This is a genomic window from Bombilactobacillus bombi (genome assembly GCF_003522965.1).
Lineage (GTDB): Bacteria > Bacillota > Bacilli > Lactobacillales > Lactobacillaceae > Bombilactobacillus > Bombilactobacillus bombi.
Genome location: NZ_CP031513.1, coordinates 1,466,085 through 1,488,661, shown reverse-complemented (window position 1 = coordinate 1,488,661; position 22,577 = coordinate 1,466,085). Strand labels below are relative to the sequence as shown.

The 22,577-nt window shown below is 34.9% G+C and carries 21 protein-coding genes; 10 read left to right on the top strand and 11 right to left on the bottom strand.

What is annotated here, in order from left to right; all coding sequences use genetic code 11:
- Positions 1–412: 412 nt before the first annotated feature.
- The 4 genes from DS830_RS07240 (at position 413) to DS830_RS07225 (ending at position 3,866) form a co-directional block, all read left to right on the top strand.
- On the top strand, positions 413–1,645 hold the full coding sequence (locus DS830_RS07240) for a GHKL domain-containing protein (protein ID WP_205526779.1): 1,233 nt from the start codon (positions 413–415) through the stop codon (positions 1,643–1,645).
- A 3-nt stretch (positions 1,646–1,648) separates the two neighbouring features.
- The gene (locus DS830_RS07235) at positions 1,649–2,356 is read left to right on the top strand and encodes a LytR/AlgR family response regulator transcription factor (protein ID WP_118900219.1); all 708 of its coding nucleotides are present in this window, start codon (positions 1,649–1,651) and stop codon (positions 2,354–2,356) included.
- Between the two features lie 143 nt (positions 2,357–2,499).
- Entirely contained in the window at positions 2,500–3,051 is a 552-nt protein-coding gene (locus DS830_RS07230; protein WP_118908819.1) for a hypothetical protein, read from the top strand.
- 374 nt (positions 3,052–3,425) lie between these two features.
- Positions 3,426–3,866, top strand: coding sequence for a hypothetical protein (locus tag DS830_RS07225; protein ID WP_118908818.1), 441 nt, complete (start codon positions 3,426–3,428; stop codon positions 3,864–3,866).
- An 837-nt stretch (positions 3,867–4,703) separates the two neighbouring features.
- On the opposite strand, the gene DS830_RS07220 is transcribed toward DS830_RS07225, so the two are convergent.
- Complete coding sequence (locus tag DS830_RS07220) at positions 4,704–5,102, bottom strand: hypothetical protein (RefSeq protein WP_205526778.1); 399 nt, start codon at positions 5,100–5,102, stop codon at positions 4,704–4,706.
- Positions 5,103–5,348: 246 nt separating this feature from the next.
- Between DS830_RS07220 and DS830_RS07215 the strand changes: the two genes are divergently transcribed.
- Positions 5,349–6,431: a YibE/F family protein gene (locus tag DS830_RS07215; RefSeq protein WP_162887551.1), complete on the top strand. Its 1,083-nt coding sequence runs from the start codon at positions 5,349–5,351 to the stop codon at positions 6,429–6,431.
- Positions 6,431–7,186, top strand: a complete 756-nt coding sequence (locus DS830_RS07210; protein ID WP_118900229.1) for a YibE/F family protein — start codon at positions 6,431–6,433, stop codon at positions 7,184–7,186. The genes DS830_RS07215 and DS830_RS07210 overlap by 1 nt, the downstream gene beginning before the upstream one ends.
- Here DS830_RS07210 and DS830_RS07205 read toward each other — a convergent pair.
- The 4 genes from DS830_RS07205 to DS830_RS07190 form a co-directional block, all read right to left on the bottom strand.
- Complete coding sequence (locus tag DS830_RS07205; protein WP_118908815.1) at positions 7,146–7,646, bottom strand: macro domain-containing protein; 501 nt, start codon at positions 7,644–7,646, stop codon at positions 7,146–7,148. The two genes, DS830_RS07210 and DS830_RS07205, sit on opposite strands and share 41 nt — an antisense overlap.
- Before the next feature lie 83 nt (positions 7,647–7,729).
- Entirely contained in the window at positions 7,730–9,559 is a 1,830-nt protein-coding gene (locus DS830_RS07200; protein ID WP_205526777.1) for a heavy metal translocating P-type ATPase, read from the bottom strand.
- 91 nt (positions 9,560–9,650) lie between these two features.
- Positions 9,651–10,586, bottom strand: a complete 936-nt coding sequence (locus DS830_RS07195; RefSeq protein ID WP_118908813.1) for a nucleoside hydrolase — start codon at positions 10,584–10,586, stop codon at positions 9,651–9,653.
- Complete coding sequence (locus tag DS830_RS07190; RefSeq protein WP_118908812.1) at positions 10,564–11,034, bottom strand: MarR family winged helix-turn-helix transcriptional regulator; 471 nt, start codon at positions 11,032–11,034, stop codon at positions 10,564–10,566. Before DS830_RS07190 ends, DS830_RS07195 begins: the two co-directional genes overlap by 23 nt.
- Before the next feature lie 155 nt (positions 11,035–11,189).
- Here DS830_RS07190 and DS830_RS08900 point away from each other — a divergent pair, with 155 nt between their 5' ends.
- The 4 genes from DS830_RS08900 to DS830_RS07175 all read left to right on the top strand — a co-directional run bounded on the left by DS830_RS08900 (position 11,190) and on the right by DS830_RS07175 (position 15,429).
- The gene (locus tag DS830_RS08900) at positions 11,190–11,348 is read left to right on the top strand and encodes a hypothetical protein (protein WP_162887550.1); all 159 of its coding nucleotides are present in this window, start codon (positions 11,190–11,192) and stop codon (positions 11,346–11,348) included.
- Positions 11,349–11,491: 143 nt separating this feature from the next.
- Positions 11,492–12,304 (top strand): Cof-type HAD-IIB family hydrolase, encoded by an 813-nt coding sequence (locus tag DS830_RS07185; protein WP_118908811.1) that lies wholly within the window; start codon positions 11,492–11,494, stop codon positions 12,302–12,304.
- A 202-nt stretch (positions 12,305–12,506) separates the two neighbouring features.
- Positions 12,507–13,928, top strand: coding sequence for an APC family permease (locus tag DS830_RS07180; RefSeq protein WP_118908810.1), 1,422 nt, complete (start codon positions 12,507–12,509; stop codon positions 13,926–13,928).
- Between the two features lie 55 nt (positions 13,929–13,983).
- Complete coding sequence (locus DS830_RS07175; protein WP_118908809.1) at positions 13,984–15,429, top strand: hypothetical protein; 1,446 nt, start codon at positions 13,984–13,986, stop codon at positions 15,427–15,429.
- 26 nt (positions 15,430–15,455) lie between these two features.
- On the opposite strand, the gene menC is transcribed toward DS830_RS07175, so the two are convergent.
- The 6 genes from menC to DS830_RS07145 all read right to left on the bottom strand — a co-directional run bounded on the left by menC (position 15,456) and on the right by DS830_RS07145 (position 22,495).
- The gene (gene menC / locus DS830_RS07170) at positions 15,456–16,568 is read right to left on the bottom strand and encodes an o-succinylbenzoate synthase (protein WP_118908808.1); all 1,113 of its coding nucleotides are present in this window, start codon (positions 16,566–16,568) and stop codon (positions 15,456–15,458) included.
- A complete protein-coding gene (menH, locus tag DS830_RS07165; protein WP_118908807.1) occupies positions 16,558–17,364 on the bottom strand; it encodes a 2-succinyl-6-hydroxy-2,4-cyclohexadiene-1-carboxylate synthase in 807 nt (268 codons plus the stop codon). Before menH ends, menC begins: the two co-directional genes overlap by 11 nt.
- Complete coding sequence (gene menD / locus DS830_RS07160; RefSeq protein ID WP_118908806.1) at positions 17,348–19,081, bottom strand: 2-succinyl-5-enolpyruvyl-6-hydroxy-3-cyclohexene-1-carboxylic-acid synthase; 1,734 nt, start codon at positions 19,079–19,081, stop codon at positions 17,348–17,350. The genes menH and menD overlap by 17 nt, the downstream gene beginning before the upstream one ends.
- A gap of 2 nt (positions 19,082–19,083) precedes the next feature.
- Entirely contained in the window at positions 19,084–20,382 is a 1,299-nt protein-coding gene (locus DS830_RS07155) for an isochorismate synthase (RefSeq protein WP_118908805.1), read from the bottom strand.
- Between the two features lie 97 nt (positions 20,383–20,479).
- The gene (locus DS830_RS07150) at positions 20,480–21,478 is read right to left on the bottom strand and encodes a D-2-hydroxyacid dehydrogenase (RefSeq protein WP_118908804.1); all 999 of its coding nucleotides are present in this window, start codon (positions 21,476–21,478) and stop codon (positions 20,480–20,482) included.
- 111 nt (positions 21,479–21,589) lie between these two features.
- A complete protein-coding gene (locus DS830_RS07145) occupies positions 21,590–22,495 on the bottom strand; it encodes a DMT family transporter (RefSeq protein WP_118900259.1) in 906 nt (301 codons plus the stop codon).
- Between the last annotated feature and the right edge of the window lie 82 nt (positions 22,496–22,577).

Below are 22,577 nucleotides of genomic sequence, written 5' to 3'. Positions count from 1 at the left end.
AAAATCAGCCAATTTACTAACAGTGACCAACTTATCATCTCCAATTTTTTGATATTATTATTTGGATATCCAAGGAAACCATTTATTAATTTTAAGTTTCTCCTTATGTATAATAGTAGCATTAATACGGCAATTAAATTTCATTGAATGAGAAACGTTTGTTTTTGAAGAATTGACGCTGATTCAATGATTGGATTAACACAAAAAATTAGATTTCAAATTTAATTATGTAGTTAGTTTTTACGCATGAATAAGCAGTATGATAAGTTTATAAATGACTTGAATAATGATTAATTAAAATTATAGGTAGGGTAGGATGTTATTAATTTTAGGCTATTATTGTTTGTTATATTGGCTATGCTTACATATTTTTCAAATAAATTTAACTTTGCTGGATTTTTTAAAGCTAGCGTTGAGCTCAATTATTACTTTTGGAATAATTATTTTAGGGATTGTTTATTTTGATTATAATGTAATTTTGATGGTTTTATTTGCTGTAGAAATATTAATAGTGGCTCTTTACTTATTGCTGCAAAAAAAATTGCTGGCTAATTTTTTCTTTTTAATATTGAGTTTTTTAATAATTCTTTTTGCCGCTCAAACCAGTGAAGTGCTAGTATATGCATTATTTAAGATCCCTTATGCTTTACAGGAAAGTAACTGGAAATTAATTTTGAGTAATACTATTTTGATGACGATAATAGTACTATTGCTGGCTCAAGGATTACATTACTTATTTAAACACTTTAAAGTATATGCACTATTGCGTACGCACAGTATGAATTCCTTAGGAGTAGGCAGTACTATTTTATTAATTGTTATAGCATTTTTTAGTCAAATTGATAATTCTAATAGTAATAGTACTACTACTAAAGTAAGTTTGCTTTTTTTATTGATTATAGTGATCGTGAGTTTTGTCAGTATAATTTGGTTACGCAGTCAACAACAACTTTTGCAATTAAGGCATGAACAAGAAACTAATCAGCAGTTAGTAGAGTATCTTTCTAATTTAGAATATGCCCAAACAGAATTTCGCAAATTTAAGCATGATTATTTAAATGTTTTAGCAGGGTTAACTGGCTACATTGAAAATCAAGATTTGGAAGGTTTGAAAAAGTATTTTTATCAAGTTGTGAATAATAACAATATCAATCAAACTAATGATTTATTTAACTTGAAATCATTGCAAAATATGAAAATTATTGAAGTTAAGGGCTTATTGGCTTTAAAGTTGAGCAAATTTAATCAATATCAGAATAATTTTCGCATTGAAATTATTAATCCAATCCAAAATTTACCGAATGCAATGCCTATTTATGAATATAATCGGTGTCTAGGCATTTTGCTTGATAATGCGATGGAAGCTTTAGATTTTAGTCAAATTGATTCTAGTGACAAAAAAACATATTTATCAATCGTCTTTTATCAAAAAGAGCAACAACTAGTGATGGTAATTAAAAATCGTTATTTTCAAAAAATTAATTTATCAGAGATTTATAAATCTGGATTTACTAATAAAAAAGGGCATCAAGGTCTGGGTTTAGCTAACATTAATGAAATATTACAACAATATCCGCACAGTTCTATAGACACAGAAATTACGCCTGATTTTTTTATTCAGAAATTAACTTTAAGTAAGGTATAGCTGATGAATATTTATATATGTGAAGACGATCCTAGTCAAAGAAAAGAAATAACCACAATTATTAAAAATTATATTTTTATTGAAAATTTGGATATGCAGGTAGTTTTATCAACTGCTAATCCTCATCAAGTATTACAATGTTTAGATAATCAGCAGGGGATTTATTTTCTAGATATTGATTTGCACAGCGATTTGAATGGGATTGAATTAGCGAGTCAAATTAGAGCCAAGGACAGTCATGGATATATTATTTTTATTACTACCCATGATGAAATGGCATTTGAAACCTTTAAATATCAAGTAGCTGCTTTAGATTTTATTCTAAAAGATCAAGGCGATTTACAGTCTAATGTAAGAAAGGTATTTCAAACGATCAAGCAACAATTGGCTATAGATGCGGTAGATAATAAAGTGATTGCGATTAATCTCAATGATCGCGTGCTTTATCTTAATTTAAATTCTCTGACTTACGTTGAAACTGCCAGCAATCATAAGCTTTTGCTGCATTCAACTGACAAAGAATCATTAGTTACGGGGGATTTAAAAGAGTTAGAGGAACGATTGCCTGATAACTTCTTTCGTTGCCATAAATCTTTTTTGGTTAATTTGGATTATCTTGATTACATCGATAAAAAGCAAAATCTTCTAAGATTAAAGACTGGCGCCAGCTGTCTAATTGCACGTAGAAAAATTAAATTATTAGAAAAATAATATTAATCATGACTGTATTCACTAAATGGATGCAGTCATTTTTATTTAATTTTGACCGTTCAAGAAAGAAATCAACCGTTAAAGAAATTTTGATTAGTCAACTTTTGGCTGGGTTAATATATAGACATTGAAGGAGGGAACACATGAATAAGAAGATATTTGCGATAGGAGCAACGATTATTGTGGTTGTCTTAATAGTCGGCGTTTTAATTAGACTGATGTTTAATCATCCTTATAACTCTTTTCAAAAAAATGTAGAAGTGAATAAAAACATTAAGGAGTTAGTTATTAATACTGGCGGGACAGATGTTAACTTAAACATTGAGTCAGGGAATACGCCACAGGTTGTAACCAATGGCTATGCGCCAATCAAAAATACTAAGGAGATTGTTTTAACTTCTAAAAATATAATTAGTATGAATTTTGATACGGAAAAGAAGAACTTGGGGGTTATCTTATCTAAGAAAAGGCCAATAGTTAATGTGAATGTTTCTAGTAAGCAATTACAAAATTTGGATAAATTAAAGATAAAAACTAATGGTGGTAGTATCAAAATTAACAATTCTACTCATTCAAAAATTTCATATTATGCGTTTTTAAACGGCGGTAATTTCAAAAATAAATCTCGAGATATGTATGTCAATGGTAGTAAATTGGGATTATATAGTAATGGTGGAGAAATTATGCTTAAGTAATTGTTAGTCATTTTGGGGAGGGATAAAATAACACTTTTAATTTGTTTGAAATAATTTATCATCGATAATGATTGACTTACCGTCTTCAGCGTCCCCAAACCATGAAATTATGGTATTATACAAATATAATAAGCCCTGTTTGAGCAGGACTTCTGATGCAAGCTGCTTTAAAGGCGGCAGTACTATTAGACTAAAATTTAGTCGTCCTGTAACTAGCCAAAGTTACCACAGGACGGCTTTTTATTAGTGTAAAGGAATCATTAAGTGATAGAACTTGAAAAATATCCAAGTGAGCTGTATATCCTTTCTTGAGTTTTCTTCTGTATCTTCATAGTTTGGTACCTTAAAAATAAATTAACCAGGAGCAATTATCAATGATATTAATTTTAACTATTTTAAATATACTATTTTTTTTAATTATCGTTATAATGTTTTACTGTTTTCATAACACTTCAACTAATCTTACAAATGAACAAAAGATAAAAACTTTTAAAAATCATAACATCGATCATCAAATCAAAAATTTTGTTATCGCAATCCAAGCTCTACTATTATTTATTTTGGGATCTTTCTGTTTTTTTGTTTTATCACATTCATCATTACCAATATTTATTTATTTTGTTTGGTCTGGAATATTTTTTGGTATTAGTTGTTTTTATTTTAAAAAAATAATTAATGATCCAACGATTAATGATCCAATGATTATAAAAAAATTTTATAAAAGATTAAAACTCCGTAAACTAGCAGTTAATAGTTTAGGTATAGAAAGTATAATTAATATTATTAGTGCTGTAATAATTTATATCTTATATTAATAACAATATTTGATCGCCAATATTGGATTCTACAGCTTAGTCAAAGGTGGCTATTTTAAAACCTAAATTGCCGTATATATCAGCAACAAAACTGCAGCATGAAGACATAGGGTATGAGTTTCATGAATTCCTATTTTATAATTCACTAGCATATTCTATAGCTTATTAAAGTTATAGTGGATTGTTTCTTGGCAACAAAAAAATTAAGAATATGTTATTATAGAAATATAAAAAGAAGCCCTGTTCCAGCAGGACTTCTTGTGCAAGCCGCTTTAAAGGCGGTGGCAAGTGTTAAGACAATTTATTGGTCGTCCTGTAACATGCCAAAGTTACACAGGGCGGCTTTTTATTTTCCGTCATGATGATCCATAATTGCTACGATAAGTAGCGCAAAGGAAATCATAAGTGACCGAACTTGAAATGTATCCAAGTGAGCTGTATATCCTTTCTTGAGTATTCTTCCGTATCTTCATACGCAAGCACCTCCTTGAAGATCAAACAGCCACCGCCCATAAAACTTCTTGCTGATTAATATTATACAGAAAAACTAGATATGTACCAATCGCTTCATTTTAGAATTTATCTGAGCAAGAAAGCCTAATATCTCATAAAATAACCCAGAAATCGATGAAGAATTTCTGGGTTACTTTTTATTTTATTTAAAATTCCAATCTTTAATCTGAAACATTATAAGCAGAAATACAAGCATTAGGACTCAAATTTAAGTCACTTGGTTATAGTTATCTGCGGTGCATTCACTTTTTGAAGTTAAAATATAATATGATAGTTATAATAACAAAAATCATAAAAGCAATGAGCAAATTTTTTAATTGTTGCTTAATTATTATTAAATTTTTTAGGGTTATCTAACTTGTGCAGTTGCTTTTTATCTATTTGCCAAACACCGTTAGATACGATAGGTAGATTAGTCATCTTGACTTCTTTAACGTTGGGATAAACATACAAATTCAATTTGTAAGATAATTTGCTTTTTTTGCCACTATGAAAGACATATTTATAACTAAGCTGAGCATTGTTAGTTAGCTTTTTATGAATACCTTTTTCATTTCCACCGACGTCACCCGCAAAATCTGAGAGATACTTGATGCTTTTTTTCGATGTAATCGTGGTGATTTTTTGGTTCTGAGCGTTATATACAACTATGTAATCATGATTATACTGATTTGTTTTTGCAGCAACAAGAGAAGTTTCAGTGCCCAAACTTAATAATAGCATAGAGATTATGATGGCCAGAGTTTTTTTATGCATGATTTCACCATTCCTTTAATTGAGTTGTATGGTTAGTATAATATATCATTATCTGGAAATGAACTGGTTTATGGTATTATCCAGATAAAAATATAGCAATAACAGAATTCTTAACAAACAAAAATATAAGACTTTCAGAAAAATTAGATTTATTATGTGTATATTAGTTTTTTCAGCAGCTTTCTGTATTTCACAAAATTGGAGGTCTTATTTGTGGCGCAACTAAAAAAACATGCGTGGTTTTTAGGCGCAATAGGCTTATGGCTAATAATTATAATCTTTGTTCAATGGTCTTATCGCAATCAAAACATTGCTGTGGTGCAACAAGTACAAACAGTTCAAAAACGAACTATTACAAGTGAATATCAAAATCAAGATACTCAAATTACTCAACGTTTAAAACTTAAACTTGTTAAGGGGCCGTTAAAACAGCAACAAGTACAATTATCTAATACCTATTATCAATCACAAGCTGACTCTAATCAGTACCACAGATATGACTATGTCATTCTGAGTCCTGGTCGCCATGTACAGCATTTAACCTTATTAAATCCTAAACGGGACAATATTGTGTGGCTATTGTTAGCAATTGTGATTTTGAGTCTATTGGGACTTTTAAAAAATCATGGCGCCCGAGCTTTGCTGAGTGCGGTAGTGAATTGCAGTTTATTTGCCGGGCTATTGTTATTAGCCACACATTGGCAGAATCAACATATTTTATTTTTAACTATTATATTAACTATTGCGGCAACGCTCTTAACTTTAGGGATTATTTTTGGTTATTCGCGCCAAACTATCATTGCTAGCAGTGCCACTATTTTGAGTACATTTTTAGCGTTAGGAGTAAGTGTGTTAGTGCTTGTGGGGACACATAGTCAAGGTATTCATTATGAAACTTTAGCTTATGGGATTCAGCCTTTTCAAGTAATTTTTTTGGCAGAAACGTTATTAGGAGTTTTAGGGGCCTGCATGGACGAAACTACGGATATTACTGCGTCAGTGTATCAATTATTACAAGAACAGCCAACTATCACCCAACAACAATTATTCACTTCGGGTTTGACAGTAGGCCGGGAAATTATTGGTCCTTTAATTAATATTTTGTTTTATTTGTTCTTAGCAGAATTAATTCCTTTAGTGGTTTTGTACTTGCGGAACGGCAACACTCTTAATTTTGCTTTATCTCGAACTATGACTTTAGAATATACACAAACAGTCATTAGTGCTTTAGGTATTGTGTTAGCAGTACCGATTACTGCATTTTTAGCAGCAAAATTATTTCGAGGTGAAGCTTAATGTGGGTATTAACTGGCATCTTATTACTGGCTTTAATTTTAGTTGTTGGCAAACAAGGTTTAAAAATTTTTTTAAGTTTAGTTGGTGGTTTTGTTGTTTTAATGTTGGTAATTATGTTAATTGCTGATGAATTTAATCCTTTGATTGTTGGTAGTGTTTTTGCGGTGGGGTTAGTATTTTTAGCAATTTATCCGCATACACAAAATCAACAAATCCGCCAAAGCGCGATTGTAAGTACTTTAATAGTCTTGGTGGTAATTTTAGGGATGGCAATTGTAGCTGTTCGCTTTTCTTTCAGTCAAGGATTTTCTATTGAAGATACTGACGAAATCGAACAATTTATTTTGCCTGTCGGAGTATCTTTCCCGCAGATTCAAGTTGTGGTGTTATTATTTAGCACGCTAGGGGCAATAGCCGAGGCTAGTATTGCTGTGAGTTCTGGTGTTTGGGAAATTGTTGCTTATCAACCTCAAATCAGCAAGCAACAATTATTACATGCTGGTCAAGAAATTGGCCGTAAAAATATTGCCACCGCATTAAATACATTACTATTTGGTTTTTTCGGTAGTTATTTGACTTTAGGTTTATGGATGATTCAGCTACATTATTCACTGGTGAAAGTCATGAATAATGCGATTTTAGTTTCAGCAATCTTAGAATTACTATTAGGTATTCTAGGAGTCATCATGGTGGTTTTTGTCACTAATTATTATATTATTTGGCAGCGTCAGCAATTAAATAAGCTTGATAAGTAGCTTCATCCAAGCAAACCATTTGAACTGATAAATCAGTAGGAAAAATTCGAATAGCATGGATAGCAATTGGTGCAGCTAAATGCAAGGGATAGCCATAGACACCAGTACTAATAGAGGGAAATAAAACCGTTTGGCAATGATATTCCTGGGCTTTTTGTAAGCTGTTGTGATAACAAGCAGCGAGAAGCTTTGCTTCTTGATTATCACCGCCACGCCAAATAGGTCCCGGCGTATGAATAATAATTTTAGCAGCTAGTTGAAAAGCGGGTGTCACTTTAGCTTGACCTGTAGGGCAACCATGCAATTTAGCACAAGCGGCATTTAATGCTTTTATTCCTGCCGCTTGGTGAATCGCACCGTCCACACCACCACCGCCTTTTAATTCGGTATTGGCAGCATTAACGATTGCATCGGCGGGTATTTTGGTAATATCACCTTTAATAATTTGTAAATGAGCCATTATAAAATCCTCCTTTATGACTTTATTATAAGATACAAAAAGAGGCTGAAACAAACAATGTCTCAACCTCTTATTATTATTTATTAATTGTTAGCTTTGGGAGTTGTTGGTAATGGTTGTTCAAAGGTTGTCTTACCATGACGAGCTTTCAAAGACCAAAGAATAGATACCGTGTCAATTACTTCCTGCAATAAAGCGCCGATAATAGTGGGAATAATACCGACAGCAGCCACTAACATTAAAGCCGTACAAATAAAAATTCCAATCAAAACAGCCTGTTTAGCAATGGACATTGTTTCCCGGGAAATAATTACTCCGCGAACAAGGCGGCTTAAGTCATCTTTTAAAATGACCACATCGGCTGACTCACTAGCGGCAGTCGATCCTTTTGCACCCATCGCAATCCCTACATCAGCTACAGCTAGGGAAGGAGCATCATTAACGCCATCGCCCACCATTCCCATGGGCCGTTCATTTTCAGGTGTATTTTTCAAAGCTTTGATTTTATCTTCGGGTAATAAGTTAGCTTGAAATTCAGTCAAACCAGCGGTTTGTGAGATTCTTTGGGCAGTGGGCTTATTATCGCCAGTTAACATTTTGAGGTGTTTAATATCTAAATTACGTAAATCAGTAATCGTCTGTTGGGCTTCTGGTCGAATTTGATCAATGAAAGTAATTTTACCAGCATATTGATTATCAATTGCTACAAAAATAGTAGGATCATCGTTATCTGCTTTGTGTCCCGGATTAACAAAGTCCATTTTTCCCGCTTTGACTACATGACCTTCAATTTGGGCTTGGACACCTTGGGCAGTTTTTTCTTCTAAATGGGTTAAAGGCAATAATTGTTCATGATAATTGCGCAATAAAGAAATTGCCAAGACATGGTTAGATTGCTGTTCAGCACTAGCTGCGTACTTTAATAACTGTTCAGCCGTAAAGTCGTTAGCTGGTTGAACTTGATTTAAAGCCAATTCACCCGTTGTAATAGTGCCCGTTTTGTCGAAATAAATAGTTTTGAGCAACGCCATTTTTTCAATGGAGGTTCCGCTTTTTACAATAATTCCGTTACGACTGGTGCGACTCATACCTGATACTAAAGCAATAGGAGCTGCTAAGATTAGTGGGCAAGGAGAGGCAACCACCAAAACTTGTGCAAAGCGATTAGGATCTCCAGAAATGAACCAAGCGACTCCAGAAATAACTAAGGCTACAATTGTAAAGGGCACAGCATAACGATCAGCCAAACGGACAAAGTGAGCAGGTTGGTTTTGGGATTCTTTAACCAAACGAATAATTTTTTGATACTGAGAATCAGTAGCTAACTTGGTAGCTCGATATTCAATCGCGGTGGAACCATTAATTGAACCAGACATTAGTTCATCATGAACTTTTTTATCGACGGGCTTTGATTCACCTGTTAGTGAAGATTCATCAAAAGTACCACTACCTTTGGTAACAATTCCATCAACAGGAACTTGTTCTCCAGGTTTTACAATCAAATCGGCGCCGATAGCCACATCATCTAATTCTACATCTTTAATTGTGCCATCTTTTTGCAGTAAATGGGCTTGTTCGGGTGCATGCTCTAAAAGAGCTTTGAGTTCACTACCAGCTTTGTTAGCGGCATAATCTTCCAAAGTATCGCCACCGACTAACATTAAAAGAATAATCAAGCTGGCCCAATATTGACTTACCGCTAACGTCGATAAAATTGCCATGATAGCCAAAAGATCTACGCCATATTTACCAGAACGCAAGGTCTTAATCATTTCAATAGTCATTGACACGGCTAAGGCCAGGCCAACAACACTAATAATAATTTGCGCCCATAAATTTTGGTGAAAACCAAATTCCAAAATTAGGGCCACAATACCAATACCAAAAATAATCATCAATTTCCGAAAATGCATCAAATCGCTTCCTCAATAAAAAAACTAGTTTATAATCATTATAAACTAGCACGATGAATCTGTAAATGTAATTAAGCAATTTGTTTTCAGTTTATTGTAACTGTTTGTCTAAAATAGCTAAAGAATCTAAGAGTAACTGGGATGCTCGTTCAATGTCAACTTGATCTAAAACTAAAACATTTTTTTGGCTAGCTTTATCATCAATTTCGACCTTGCCTCTAAGCTCTCCCCAAGTATTGTTAATCTTTAAACCATATTGGTGACCTTGGTAAACTGTTGGGTCTAATAAGTAAGTGATTGTAGCTAAATCATGAATGGCAGCCCGCTTTAAACCTTCGCCTTGTTCCGCTTGAAAATAAGGCATTAAAATTTCATAAGCTAAGTGGCTAGCAGGGCCACGATTTTCTAAAGATTTAATTTGGTCAGCACTTAAACCGGTGTTATTAGTGATATCTAAGCCACATAAGACCGTAGGAATTCCTGCCCGTAAAACAATATCAGCCGCATCAGGATCAACATAAAAGTTAAATTCGGCAGCGGGCGTAACATTACCTGCGCTTAAAGTACCACCCATAATCACTAATTTTTCAATATTTTGACGGTCTTCAGGAAAGACTTTCAATAATAAAGCAATATTAGTTAAGGGAGCAGTTGCTACTATTGTAACTGGAGTTTCACTTTGGCTGATAATTTGATGTAAAAAGGTCACTCCATTATTGCTGGCAATTGGATATTGGTCAGCTTCTTCAGGAAAAGTTGGACCAGCTAAGCCATTTTCACCATGAATTTCAGTGGCATTTTTGAGATTTTTAATAATTGGTTCAGCTTGTCCTGGAGCCATCGGAGTTTCTTGTTTTAAAAACCATAATAAATGTTGCAAATTACGAGTAACATTTTTCAAAATACCATTGCCACCGACTGTTGTCATTCCAAGAACTTTAATAGCTTCAGGATGGGCAAAAGTTTCTAAAATCGCAATAGCATCATCGCTACCGGGGTCACAATCAAAGAGGATGTTCTGTGTCATTATTATTATGCTCCTTTTTTTCTTCCGCAGCTAATTCTGTGGAAATTTTATCGAGGGCTTTCAAAAAGCCTCGACGTTGAAACGTGCTAATACTGTTTAATAATTCAGCATTAGTAGCAGCTAAAAATTCAGAAATTTGCGGCTGAATTTCTTCAGCTTTCGGCAAAGCAGAAATAATTTTAATCCGTGAATCAGATGGAGAAACATTCCGCATAATCAGTTGATTTTCTTCCATTTTTTGGAGAACACTGGTTGCAGTCGAACGACGAATATTAAATTCTCGTTCGATGTCTTTCTGATAGACGAATTGATTCTGCGGTAAATGATTTAAATAATCAATGATTTGAATTTGTACCCCAGTTAGACCAAATTGTTTGGCAAATTTGTTCATTTTCCGGGATAACTGATTGGAGACAATTTTAACTAAATGTATGATATTTTCTGTCATTGGCAACACCTCTATATTTATGTTAGCATACTAACTAATAAAATTCAGCTACTACGCATATTTTTTTGTAGCTTAAATGGTAATTAAACTTGAATATTAGCTGGCTTTCTCTTAAAATATAGAGGTTAAGTCTATAGTGGGGAGGAGGACATATCATGGTTAATACACATAAAGGCGTTACGGGACGTCGCCGCCCAACATCTAAGCTTAATTCAGCTAAGCGTCGTCAACATACTGATGAAGTACTATCATTCTTGATGAATGGTCTTGATGATATGAAAAAGGCTGAAGCTAAAAAGTCTGCTAAGAAATAAAAATTACACATCACGTATAAGTACTGGAAGCTGAGACAAACTAGATTTGTTCCAGCTTTTTTATTTGCGTTCCGATTTGGAAAATTATTTCTTTCAAATCAGGTATTTGTTACAATTATTTTTAAACGAAAAGGAGCAAACAAATGACAATTCGCTTACTAGCAGTCGATGTCGATGATACTCTATTAGATTCACAAGGCAAATTATTGCCATCTACAAGAAAAGCTGTTGCTGCTTGTTTAGAACAGGGAATTAAAGTGGTTTTATGTTCAGGACGACCATTAGCAGGGTTAACTCCTTATTTACAAGCTTTAAACATTAGCGGTTCTCAACAATATGCTATTACCTATAATGGTGCAATTATTGAAGCAGTAGCAGGTGATATTATTTCCAAAAAATTAGTTAATAATCAGTGGTACCGCCAACTAACTGCTTTTAGTCAAGAGCATAAGATTCCGTTTAATGTTGTAGCTCCTGATAGTCAAATTTATACTGCTGATCATGATGTTAATTGGCTGACTGTGGTTCAAGCTTGGGAAAATAGTGCCGGTGTGTTCATTCGCAAGCCTGATGAATTGCCCGCTGATTTTGTAATTGCTAAAGGGTTATTTGTTGGAGATAGTTCTTTACTGGATCAAATTGAGCCGACAGTAGAACAAGTTTTTGGCCAAGAGTTATCTGTAGTTCGTTCGGGGCCTAATTTTTTAGAAGTGATGCATTTAGGAGTTAATAAAGGAGTTGCTTTGCAACAACTGGCTCAACATTTGAATTTGTCTGCTGCTGAAGTGATGGCTGTCGGCGATGAAAAAAATGATTTACCGATGTTTGAATTTGCCGGGACTGCTGTGGCAATGGGCAATGGGACCGACTTAGCTAAGCAACATGCTGATTTTGTTACTGGTACTAATGATGAAGATGGTCTGGCAGCTGCTATTGAGAAGTATGCGTTAAATTAAAATTATTATTTAAATAAACATTTAGGGTGGAAACAAAATTTTGTTTCTACCCTTTTATTTTTAGTAGTATTTCACAATTGACATTTGCAATGATATCGGTTACAGTATAGTTTCTATGAGAGTTTGTGAAGTATTGAAGATCAAAATTAAGCTCATCACTTAATTGATATTCAATGTAAAAGATTGAACAAGGGAGGGAATCATGAGTACAAAAATAGTTAAAAAGAGTATTACTTCGAGTGGATTAATTGCTCTCGGTGCTGGTGGTACAATTGGCAGTAGTTGGATTTATACAAATAGCCAGTTTTTTCGTGAATATGGTGCTGGTGGTGAGATTGGCGGCTTGTTGCTGGCTGCTGTATTGGCCATTTTTGCCGCTTTATCATTTGCTGAATTAGCTACCACTTTTGTGCGTGCCGGTGGCGAGGTGGTTTATGGATATGTAGCTTTTGGCAAACCAGGGGCCATTTTTGCTGCCTGGGCTTTACTGGGAGGATACATTAGTTTGCTAGGGTTTTATGTAACCGCTTCAAGCTTGTTATTAGCGCGTTTATTTCCGATTATCACTAAAGGAATTGGTTATAGCTTTGCTGGAGTGCGAATTTCATTGGTCGAATTAGCAATTGGTGTTTTAATTACTTTGGTAGTTTATGGGGTTACTTATCGTGGCGCACATTTAACGAGTAAGGTACAAGTTGTTTTACTGAGTGGTTTAATTATTTTAGGTCTTATTTTAATAGTTATAGGTTTCAGTCACGGATCAATGCATAATTTTTGGCCAGCATTTCATAATCAGCAAAAGCCTTTGCCAGCAATTATTCGATTTGTCATTCCAGCAATGACTTTTTTAACAGGCTGGGAGTCAGTTGCGACTTTAGCTGAAGAGGCTCAAATGCCTGCTAGAAAAATTGGTTTAATTGTCATTTTTTCAATTGTCTTAGCGGCCACTTATTATATTAGTGTGTTATTGGCATCAGCGTGGATTTGGCCTTGGCAAAAAACAGCCCAAATGACCATGGGAACAATCGATGCCTTTACTGCTGCCGGATTTCCAATACTAGGGATGATTGCGTTTGGCATCTCTTCTTTAGGCTTGATGACGGGTTTTTTGAATTTATTTTCAGCTTCTTCACGATTGTTATTTTCTTTGGCACGAGGCAATTTGCTACCGCAAGGAATAGCGCAATTACATGCCCGTTATCAAACGCCAGCACGAGCTGTCAGTGTAGTGTTGGTTTTAGTACTAGCTTTAGGTTGGCTGGGTAAGGGTGCTTTAGTATATTTCTTAGATGTAGGTGGCTTTTTGATTGCGTTAGCGTGGGCTTTTAATGTTTTATGCCTACTCAAAATTCGCCATCAGTATCCTCATTTGCCAGCAGGTTTTCGTAACCGTCATTTATTATGGCCAATTATAGGAGGAGTAGCTTCGTTATCCATTGCTGTAATTAATTTTTTACCCATTACCAAATATTCGTTAATCTGGCCTATTGAGTATCTATTACTAGCAATTTGGGCAGTTTTAGGTTTAATTATATTGTGGCGTTCCCGTTTTTATTCTGTAGATATACAAGCTTTATTAGGTAAAGATATGATTCATAAGTTAACACAGAATAAGAATCCCTAAATTATGGCAAATGAACTTTGATTATTGCTCTTGGTTAAAGTATGATAAGAACATTATGAACATATCTAAATCAAAATTATTGCAGCTTATAGAGCGTAATTGGCTTTATTTTTTAATCTTTCTATTAATTTTCTGCTATTTTGGGATTTTTCGTTATTTTCTAATTCCTTCCGGTGATGATTATTTCTGGTGGGGCACTCAAGGTGAATATTTGTTACATCACGGATTTTATGGACCAATAAAAATTTATGGTGGCAGTATTAATGGCCGTTATTTAGGTAATTTTTTAGAAATATTAACCATGCGGCATTTAAAGCTTGCGGTCATAGTTTTTGGCGGTTTTTGGACGTTATTAATTTGGACTATCTGGCAATTAAGTGGGAAAACTTGGTGGTCGCTAGTTTTAGCGTGTGGCTTTATTTTTACATTAAATGATGCTTTTTTAAATACTATTTTGGTTTGGAATGCGGGTTTTATCAACTATGTACCACCGATGGCATTATTACTATTATATTTGGTAATTGTTCAAAAGGGGGAACAACAGCATCTATCTGCAATTTATGCACTGTTAACTTTAGGACTAGGATTAACAGCAGGATTGTTTTTAGAGTCGATAACAATATGTCAAATTTTTCTTGGTTTAATTTTATTAGTGTTTTTCACAAGTCATAAGCAGCTTTATCACTTTACCTATTTGTTGGGAGCTATTCTGTCTTTTGGAATGATGTTTTCTCATCCTGGTTATCGTTTACAGGTTCCTTATCGCCAGACAACATTTGATTTATCAAAAATTTGGTATATTTATACTACTAGTAACCATATTTGGTTGATTAGTTTGAATACTATTTTATTAGCTATACTGTTAGTGGCAATTATTGTTTTAGCATGGCAAAGTCAACTTTCTAAATTGACCAAAGGTAGTCTTTTATTAGGGGCAGTTATCTTTTTAATTTATTATCTATTCGTTAGCAGATATTTGCATACAGTAAAAACTGATATGATTTATGACTATTTAGTAAATATTCATTTTGCAGATATTGATGCAATTGTAAGTTTGTTATTCATTGGATATATTGGCTGTTGTATTTATTATTTATTACCTTTTGATAAAATGATTTGGTTATTTTATGTGTGTGCAGGTTTATTCTTTGGTCCTCTATTATTCGTGGCTGCACCAGTTAATTGTCGCGGAATCTTTCCGACTTATGTTTTTATGTATTTAATCATGATAAAATTTGTACAAACAGCTAGTCACAAATTAAAAATCAACCGTTTGTTATTAGTCATTACCATGATTATGGTTGCGGGAGCAGCAACACATTATCAAATCATTATGCAGACTAACTATGAAGCCAATTTAATGCGCGTCCAAGAACCAGCTTATGAGCAACACCAACGGCTGCTAAACAAGCACGTACCTTATCGAAAATTTGTCTGGGTAAATGATCGTTTTGATCAACAAAATCCTGATTATTGGAACCAACGTTTAAAAAGACGGTAAAAAGTTTACCGTCTTTTATTGTTTATTTAAATCAAGGATGGTGTTTGCGCCAATTGAGCTTGATATTGTGACAATAATGATACGCCCAGGCCAGAAGTTGTTGGCAATTGAAAGCAGCCATGATGTAGTTGAAAAGTTTCTAATGTGAGATCTTTTTGATAATATTTGCGAGTTTCACCAATATCACTGACAAAAGCAAACGTCTCGAGACTAGCAGCTGCTAGATTCAAAGCCCGACCAATACCACCTTCAAGCATAGCGCCACACCAAAGTGGAAAATGGAATTTTTGTTGAGCTTTAATTAGCTGAATTAAAGGTCCAAAGCCACCAAGAGCGCCAATTTTGCAGCTAATAATACGACATTGATCAAAAGCCAATGCATTCAGAGCTGCTGCCACACCGGTAATGGGTTCATCAAAGCAAATTGGAGTTTGCATCTGGTTTTGTAACTTTTGAGCAGCTTTTAGATCACTAGGAGCAAAAGGATCCTCAATCATTAGTAAATTCAAATCATCAATGGTTGCAGCTAATGTATCAGTATTTTGTAATGAACCATTGGCGTCAATCATAAGCGGAGCTTGTGGGAATTGTTGTCGTAGTTGAGCGATTTTGGGCAAGTCGTTGTTGCCGTGAACTTTTAACTTGATTTTTTGATATCCCAATTCTAAAGCTTGGCTCATAGCAGCTTGAGTTTGAGCTAAATTATTGATTCCTAAACTAATCCCAGTGCGAATATGCATACGACTATTAACCCCAGCAGCTTGAGCCAACACTTGGCGCAAGGGTTGATGTTGTCGTTGGGCAAATGCCACCCAAATAGCAGTTTCTAAAGCAGCCTTGGCTAAGTTATTGCTACGAACAGCTTGCCAGCAGTTGCTGATTTCCTGTGGTTTTTGAAATTCTAAATCTTTGATTTTGGGTGCTAAGATCTGTTTGATTATCCAACTCGCTGTTGTTAAAGTTTCTGCGTTGTAATAAGGATTTACAAAAGCATCTAACTCCCCTAATCCTTGATTTCCATACTCATCTAAAACTTCAACTATTACTAAATCTCTAGTTGTTAGAGTTTCATGAGCCGAAACAAAAGGTTGCTTAAAAGTTAAGTGGACAGGTAATAATTTAATTGATTTAATTTGCATATGATTGCTCCTGCAAAATAGTAAGGTATTGATTAGGTTGTTCTAAATGCACATTATGACCTGCGTTAGTAACTACAAATCGATGTGCGTGGGGCAATAAAGCAGTCATCTGGGCAGTAATTTTTTGAAATTTAGCATCTAAGTCACCAGTAATTATAGTAGTAGGCAATGTTAATTGCGCTAATCGCGGCCAGTAATTGGGCATTACACCAGTACCCATACCTTCTAAGCTGGCAGCTAGTGCCAGCGGATTTTGATGTTGGCGTTGTAGTCGGATTTGTTGTTGCAATTTTGTAGATAAATTTTTTTGTGAAGCAAATAAGGGCAGATTTTCCCAATTATCGATGAATTGGTCTAACGATTCTTGTCTTAGTTGTTGAGCTAAGAGGGCATCTTGGTGTTGACGCAATTGTTGTTTTTGTCTATCAGCAATGCCGGCAGTGCAATTTTCTAGAAAAAGTTGAGCAATTAACTGCGGGGCTGAAATGGCTAAGCCTAAGGCGAGACGTCCACCCATGGAATAACCAACAAGGTTAATCGGTTGAGTAAAATATTTCTCTAAGAAAATTTGTAAATCTTTGATTTGCTGCGAAAAAGCGAGGCGCGTGGGTGTTAAGTCACAAATGGTTTGACCGTGACCTAGTAAGTCTAGAGTAATTACTTGACCAGGTAAAGCAGAGCGGATGTTATCAAAGTCATATTTGCTCCCCATAAACCCATGCAATAATAACCAAACCGGGGCTCCTACTCCCGTGATTTTTAGTGAATATGTGGCGTGATTAATCTTGATTTTCATAATTTTGGTCCTGAATTAATTTTTTAACTTGTTGACTAATCTGATTATCGACAGTCGTTAATTGACTGCGCTTGGTGGAGAGTTCAACGATAGTTAGACCTTGGGGAATTTGTTGGATTAAAGCTTGTAAAGTTTGGCAGTCAGTACATTTGTAATAACGTGCTTGATAAAATTGAGCAAGAGCTTTGATATTTAAGTTTTGCGGAGTGCCAAAAACTTTTTCAAATTGATCAACAGCTTGATTTTGAGGCAAAAAGGAAAAAATCCCTCCACCATTATTATTTTGCAGCAAGATAGTTAAATTCAGTGAATAATTATTACTTAACATTAAGCCAGTTAAATCATGAAAAAAAGCTAAGTCACCAATATAAAGATAAGCAGGTTTTTGATTATGAGCAGCGGCCATACCAAGTGCTGTAGAGTTCACGCCATCAATCCCATTGACTCCACGATTGCAATATACGTTAACATTAGCTTGCAGATGACCAAAATAAGCTTCAATTTCGCGGATAGGCATGGAATTGCTGACAAATAGTTGCGCTGTTTTCGGCAAGTTTTGTCCTAAAGTCCAAGCGATTTGAGGCTCTGTTAAAGCGGTAGTGTGTACGGTTTGTTGGAGCAATGTTTGAATATTTTGATCCAGTTGTTGCCAAGATTTTAACCATTGGGGTTGGCTAGGGTTTAGTTTTAACTGGGGTAAAACCGTGGCGGGGTTAGCATTTAAGGCTAAGGTAGTTGCCAAAGTATCATCTAATTGGGCATGATCAGCATCTAAATAAACGATGGGTAATTGAACTTGTTTCAGCCAAGCAGCAATTTCTGCTGACACTAATGTCCCACCAGTACGTAAAATGACTTCTGGCTGCATTGACAATGGCAAAAATTGATAAAATTGGAAAATCCATTTTCCCGTAGTAATTGTTTGCGGATAATCACGTAGATTACTCAACGAGTCCGCAATTAGCGGCCAATTCATTGCGTTAGCAAATTCTATTAATTCGTCTTGATAAGAATTTATGCCCACTTGAGGACCAGCGAGAATCAGACCGCGTTTACCAGTTAGCTGCTGTTGTAATTCTTGTAAGGCAGCAGAAGTTAACTCGTTGTGGATTTTGATAGGATTATGGGGTGCAACTGGTTCAAAATGGACGTTTAAATCGGGCATTAAAGGTTTACGCAAAGGCAAGTTTAAATGTACTGGCCCACAAGGACTACTGACAGCACACTGAATAGCCTTTTGAACTAAGTATTGGGAATATTTAATTTCAGTTTCTTGATTAGACGAATCAATAGTAGGTAAATTCCAAGAATGTTTAACTTGTTGATAATAAAAGTTAGTTTGATTAAGAGTTTGGGGAGCCCCAATATCTTGTAATTCTGGTGGGCGATCGGTAGTTAAAACAATTAAGGGAATATGACTGGCATTAGCTTCACAAATGGCGGGATAATAATTAGCAGCAGCAGTACCTGATGTGCAGACTAAAAGAACCGGTTGTAATTTAGTTTTTGCAAGGCCCAGAGCAAAAAAAGCCGCCGAGCGCTCGTCTACATCTACATATAAATCAATTAAACCTTGATCTTGCATTTTTCCTAGTAAAATTGCTACGGGCGTCGAACGAGAACCGGGTGATAGGACTACTTGGGTAATTCCTTGAGTATAAATTGTTTGTAAAATAGTCAGCACTTGCTTAGTTAACGCCGATTGAATTGGTTTCATTATTATCTGTCCTCGATTTGAAAAGCTGATAGCATAGCTTGTAATTTATTATAAGTTTCTTGAGTTTCAGTATTAATTTCTGAGCCGTTTATGATGCCTGAACCAGCAAATAAGCGAATTTGATTAGGAGTCAGTAAGCAACTTCGAATACCCACAGCAAATTCGCCTTGATTATTAGCATCTAAGTAACCAATAGGCGCGCCAAACATGCCACGGGATTCTGATTCATGATTTTTTAAGAAATTTAAGGCTGCTGCTTTGGGTAAGCCACCTAAGGCGGGAGTGGGATGCAATTGGGCCAAAACTTGGGCAGGATTAGCGAAGCCGTCAGCTTGAATAGGTGTATAAAGGTGTTGCACAGTAGCCGTTTGGATAATTTGTGGAGTCATAGGTGCACTAACTTGTAAATGGAGTTTTTGAAGTGCTGTTTTAATCCATTGCACTACTAAATCTTGTTCCTGTAAGTTTTTATAATCATGAAGTAAGTCTTGCTGTAATTGCTGATCAATTATCGGATTAGAATCACGTCTAATAGTCCCAGCTACAGCGGCCGTTTGAAAATGTTGCTTTTTGGTGGCTAATAATCTTTCGGGAGTAGCACTTAAAAATGCAGTTTGTTGATCTTGAATAAGAATATGATAAACATCGGGTTGGCTATCTCTTAGCTGCAGCCAAACCGCTGCAGGTTGAACAGCAGTTAAATTACCGACAGCAAAACGACCCACAACGACCTTTTTTAAAGAGCCGGTTGCAATTTTTTGCAGTGCTATTTTTAGACTGTTTTGATATTGCAAAAGCGCTAGTTCTTGAACATCTGTTAAAGAATATCGTTGAGCCTTTAAGGGGGATGTTGTTTGGATTTGATGAAAAACTTTGTCCCAATGAGAATTAATTTGATGAGGGTTAGATTCTATCAACGTGAGATAGTTAGTATTTTGCCGGCGTTCAATGAGAATATGGGGAATCCAAAGTCGGCCGCCTTTTAAATTTTGCCAAACTTCAGCTCCCAGTTGGTGGATATTAAAAGGAAAACCCCCTACGACTTTTAAGTGGGACAATTCTTTTGCAGATAAATCACCTAATTGTTGTTGAGCCTGTTGCAAAAGATTATTTAAATCATTAAAATTGACTGCTTGTTGCGAGAAAACTTCTAAGATTTGGCCGCTTGCAATCATTAAATGATCTTGAGTGGGATTTTCCCAAGCAAAATTAGGACCTGCCTGGTTTTGCAACCAAGCCATAGCCTGCGGTAAGTTTAATGAATCAATTGTTTTGGTTTTAATAAATAATGCTGCAGACAAAACTATGCTCCTTTAAAAATCTCTAAACAAAATTATACAGCTTATCATTAATAAAACCTTAACAATAAGCTGTATAATTTTGTTTTTATCTTAAATTTTAACCTAAGTTAACTAAATTCTTAGGAGTTTCACCATTAATTAATTGCACGTTGGAATTATGCGCAATTTCAATCATATTTTTCACAGCAGTTTCAGTGTAGAAAGCTGTATGTGGAGTCACAATAACATTTTTGCGGTTTAATAAGTTTTCTAGGCGGGCATCAGGAAATTGTTTGCCTTCCCAATTTTCATTGAAGACACCGACTTCTTTTTCGTAAACGTCTAAGCCTGCAGCTTTGATTTTACCACTGTCTAAACCACGAATAAGTGCATCGGTATCAATTAAATCACCACGGGAAGCATTAATAATGATTACTCCGTCTTTCATTTTACTAATAGAATCATCATTAACCATATGAATGTTTTCTTTAACTGATGGTACGTGAAGGGTAATAATATCAGCTTGCTTATATAATTCATCTAAGCTATCAACATAGAGTCCTTCACTTTTTAATTTTTCATTTTGATAGATATCATAACAAACAACTTTAGCACCAAAGCCTCTGACAATATCAATTAAAACTTGTCCAATATGACCAGTACCAATTACACCAACTGTTTGCATCCGCATTTCTTGACCAATTTCAGGAGCCCACCGCAAGTCACGTTTCGCAATTTTAGCACTGTATTCCGGTTCGCGGCGCAATAAGCGTCCCATTAACCAAACAGCATGTTCAGCAATTGCATTTGGAGAATAAACAGGAACATTAGTAATTTGAAAGTTTAACTCTTTAGCAGCATCCATATCAATATTATCAGTACCGACATTTCTTAAAGACATTTTATTAATGCCCGCATCATGCAAAGCCTGTAAGGTTTCACGAGTATAAGGCTTTTGTTGATAAACTACAACTCCATCAGCACCTTGAGCTTTCTTTGCGGATTCTGGAGTTAAAAGTTCTTTTTCAATTTGAACTTCGACTTCAGGATGCTCTTTTTGCCAATTTTGTAAGGCGGGCATCTCGTCTTCACGAATACTATAACTAACAATTTTCATGTTATTTCCTCCTAATTAACTCAGTTACAAAAATAATTTTACCATTATTATTTTAATATACAATGTAAACGAATACAATTAAGAATAATAGAAAAAAGCTAGTCAAGATAGCTATTCTTCTGAAAAACGATTTAAAATATAAATGGAAATAACAACTAAACATGCACCTATAACTTCAGCTATGGAAAAATGAGCCTGTAAAAAGATGATGCTCAAAATGAAAGTTACAAAGGGCTGAGCGGCATCTGTAATGCTGACAATTGCTGAAGAAACATATTTAGTAGCAGTAATCATAATGAGAAAAGCCAATAGAGTTCCCAAAAGAATAATTGTACCTACACCCATTGCTGCACTCAGTGTAAAATGCGGTGGCAATTGCCAGATTGGACGAATAAATTGAGAAATGATACCACTGAGGAACATCCCCCAGCCAGTAACTTCTACAGGATCAAAATCCATTTCTACTAATAATTTAGGAAAAACTACATAAAATGCCGCAGTTAAACCTGAAAGAATTCCCCAAATAAAAGCAGCAAAGGGAATAACCAAGTGATGAATATTGCCTTGAGTAATTAGAAGAAAAACGCCAATTAAAGCAATGCCAAAGCTGATCAAATCAACTTTACTAGGAATTTTATGCATGAAAATTAAGGTTCCTAATAAAATAAACAAGGGACTTAAATATTGTAAAATTGTAGCTGCGGCAGAATTACCTAACTGAACACTATAAAAAAAGGTATATAAATTGCCTAATAGTCCTAGCAATGAGAATAAAATTAGTAATACTACACTTTTTTTATTTTTAAAAATGCGGAAAAATTGCTGCTTGCCATTTTTGAAAAAAACAATCAGTAATAAAATAATTCCGGTAATTAAAGTTCGTGTCCCAATAAACCAGGTAGCTGGTACTGAAGTCGATTGGGCAACAAACTGCATAACAGTTCCAGAAATCCCCCAGATGATTGAAGCTGTTAGAGCTAACAATGTACCTTTGCGAAGCATTTGTTTTGAATTCATAATAAACCTCCAATTAAATATTTTAATACAAGAGAGTGAAGCATGCATTAAAATACTGTCGTAATCTAGGCTATTTAGCTTT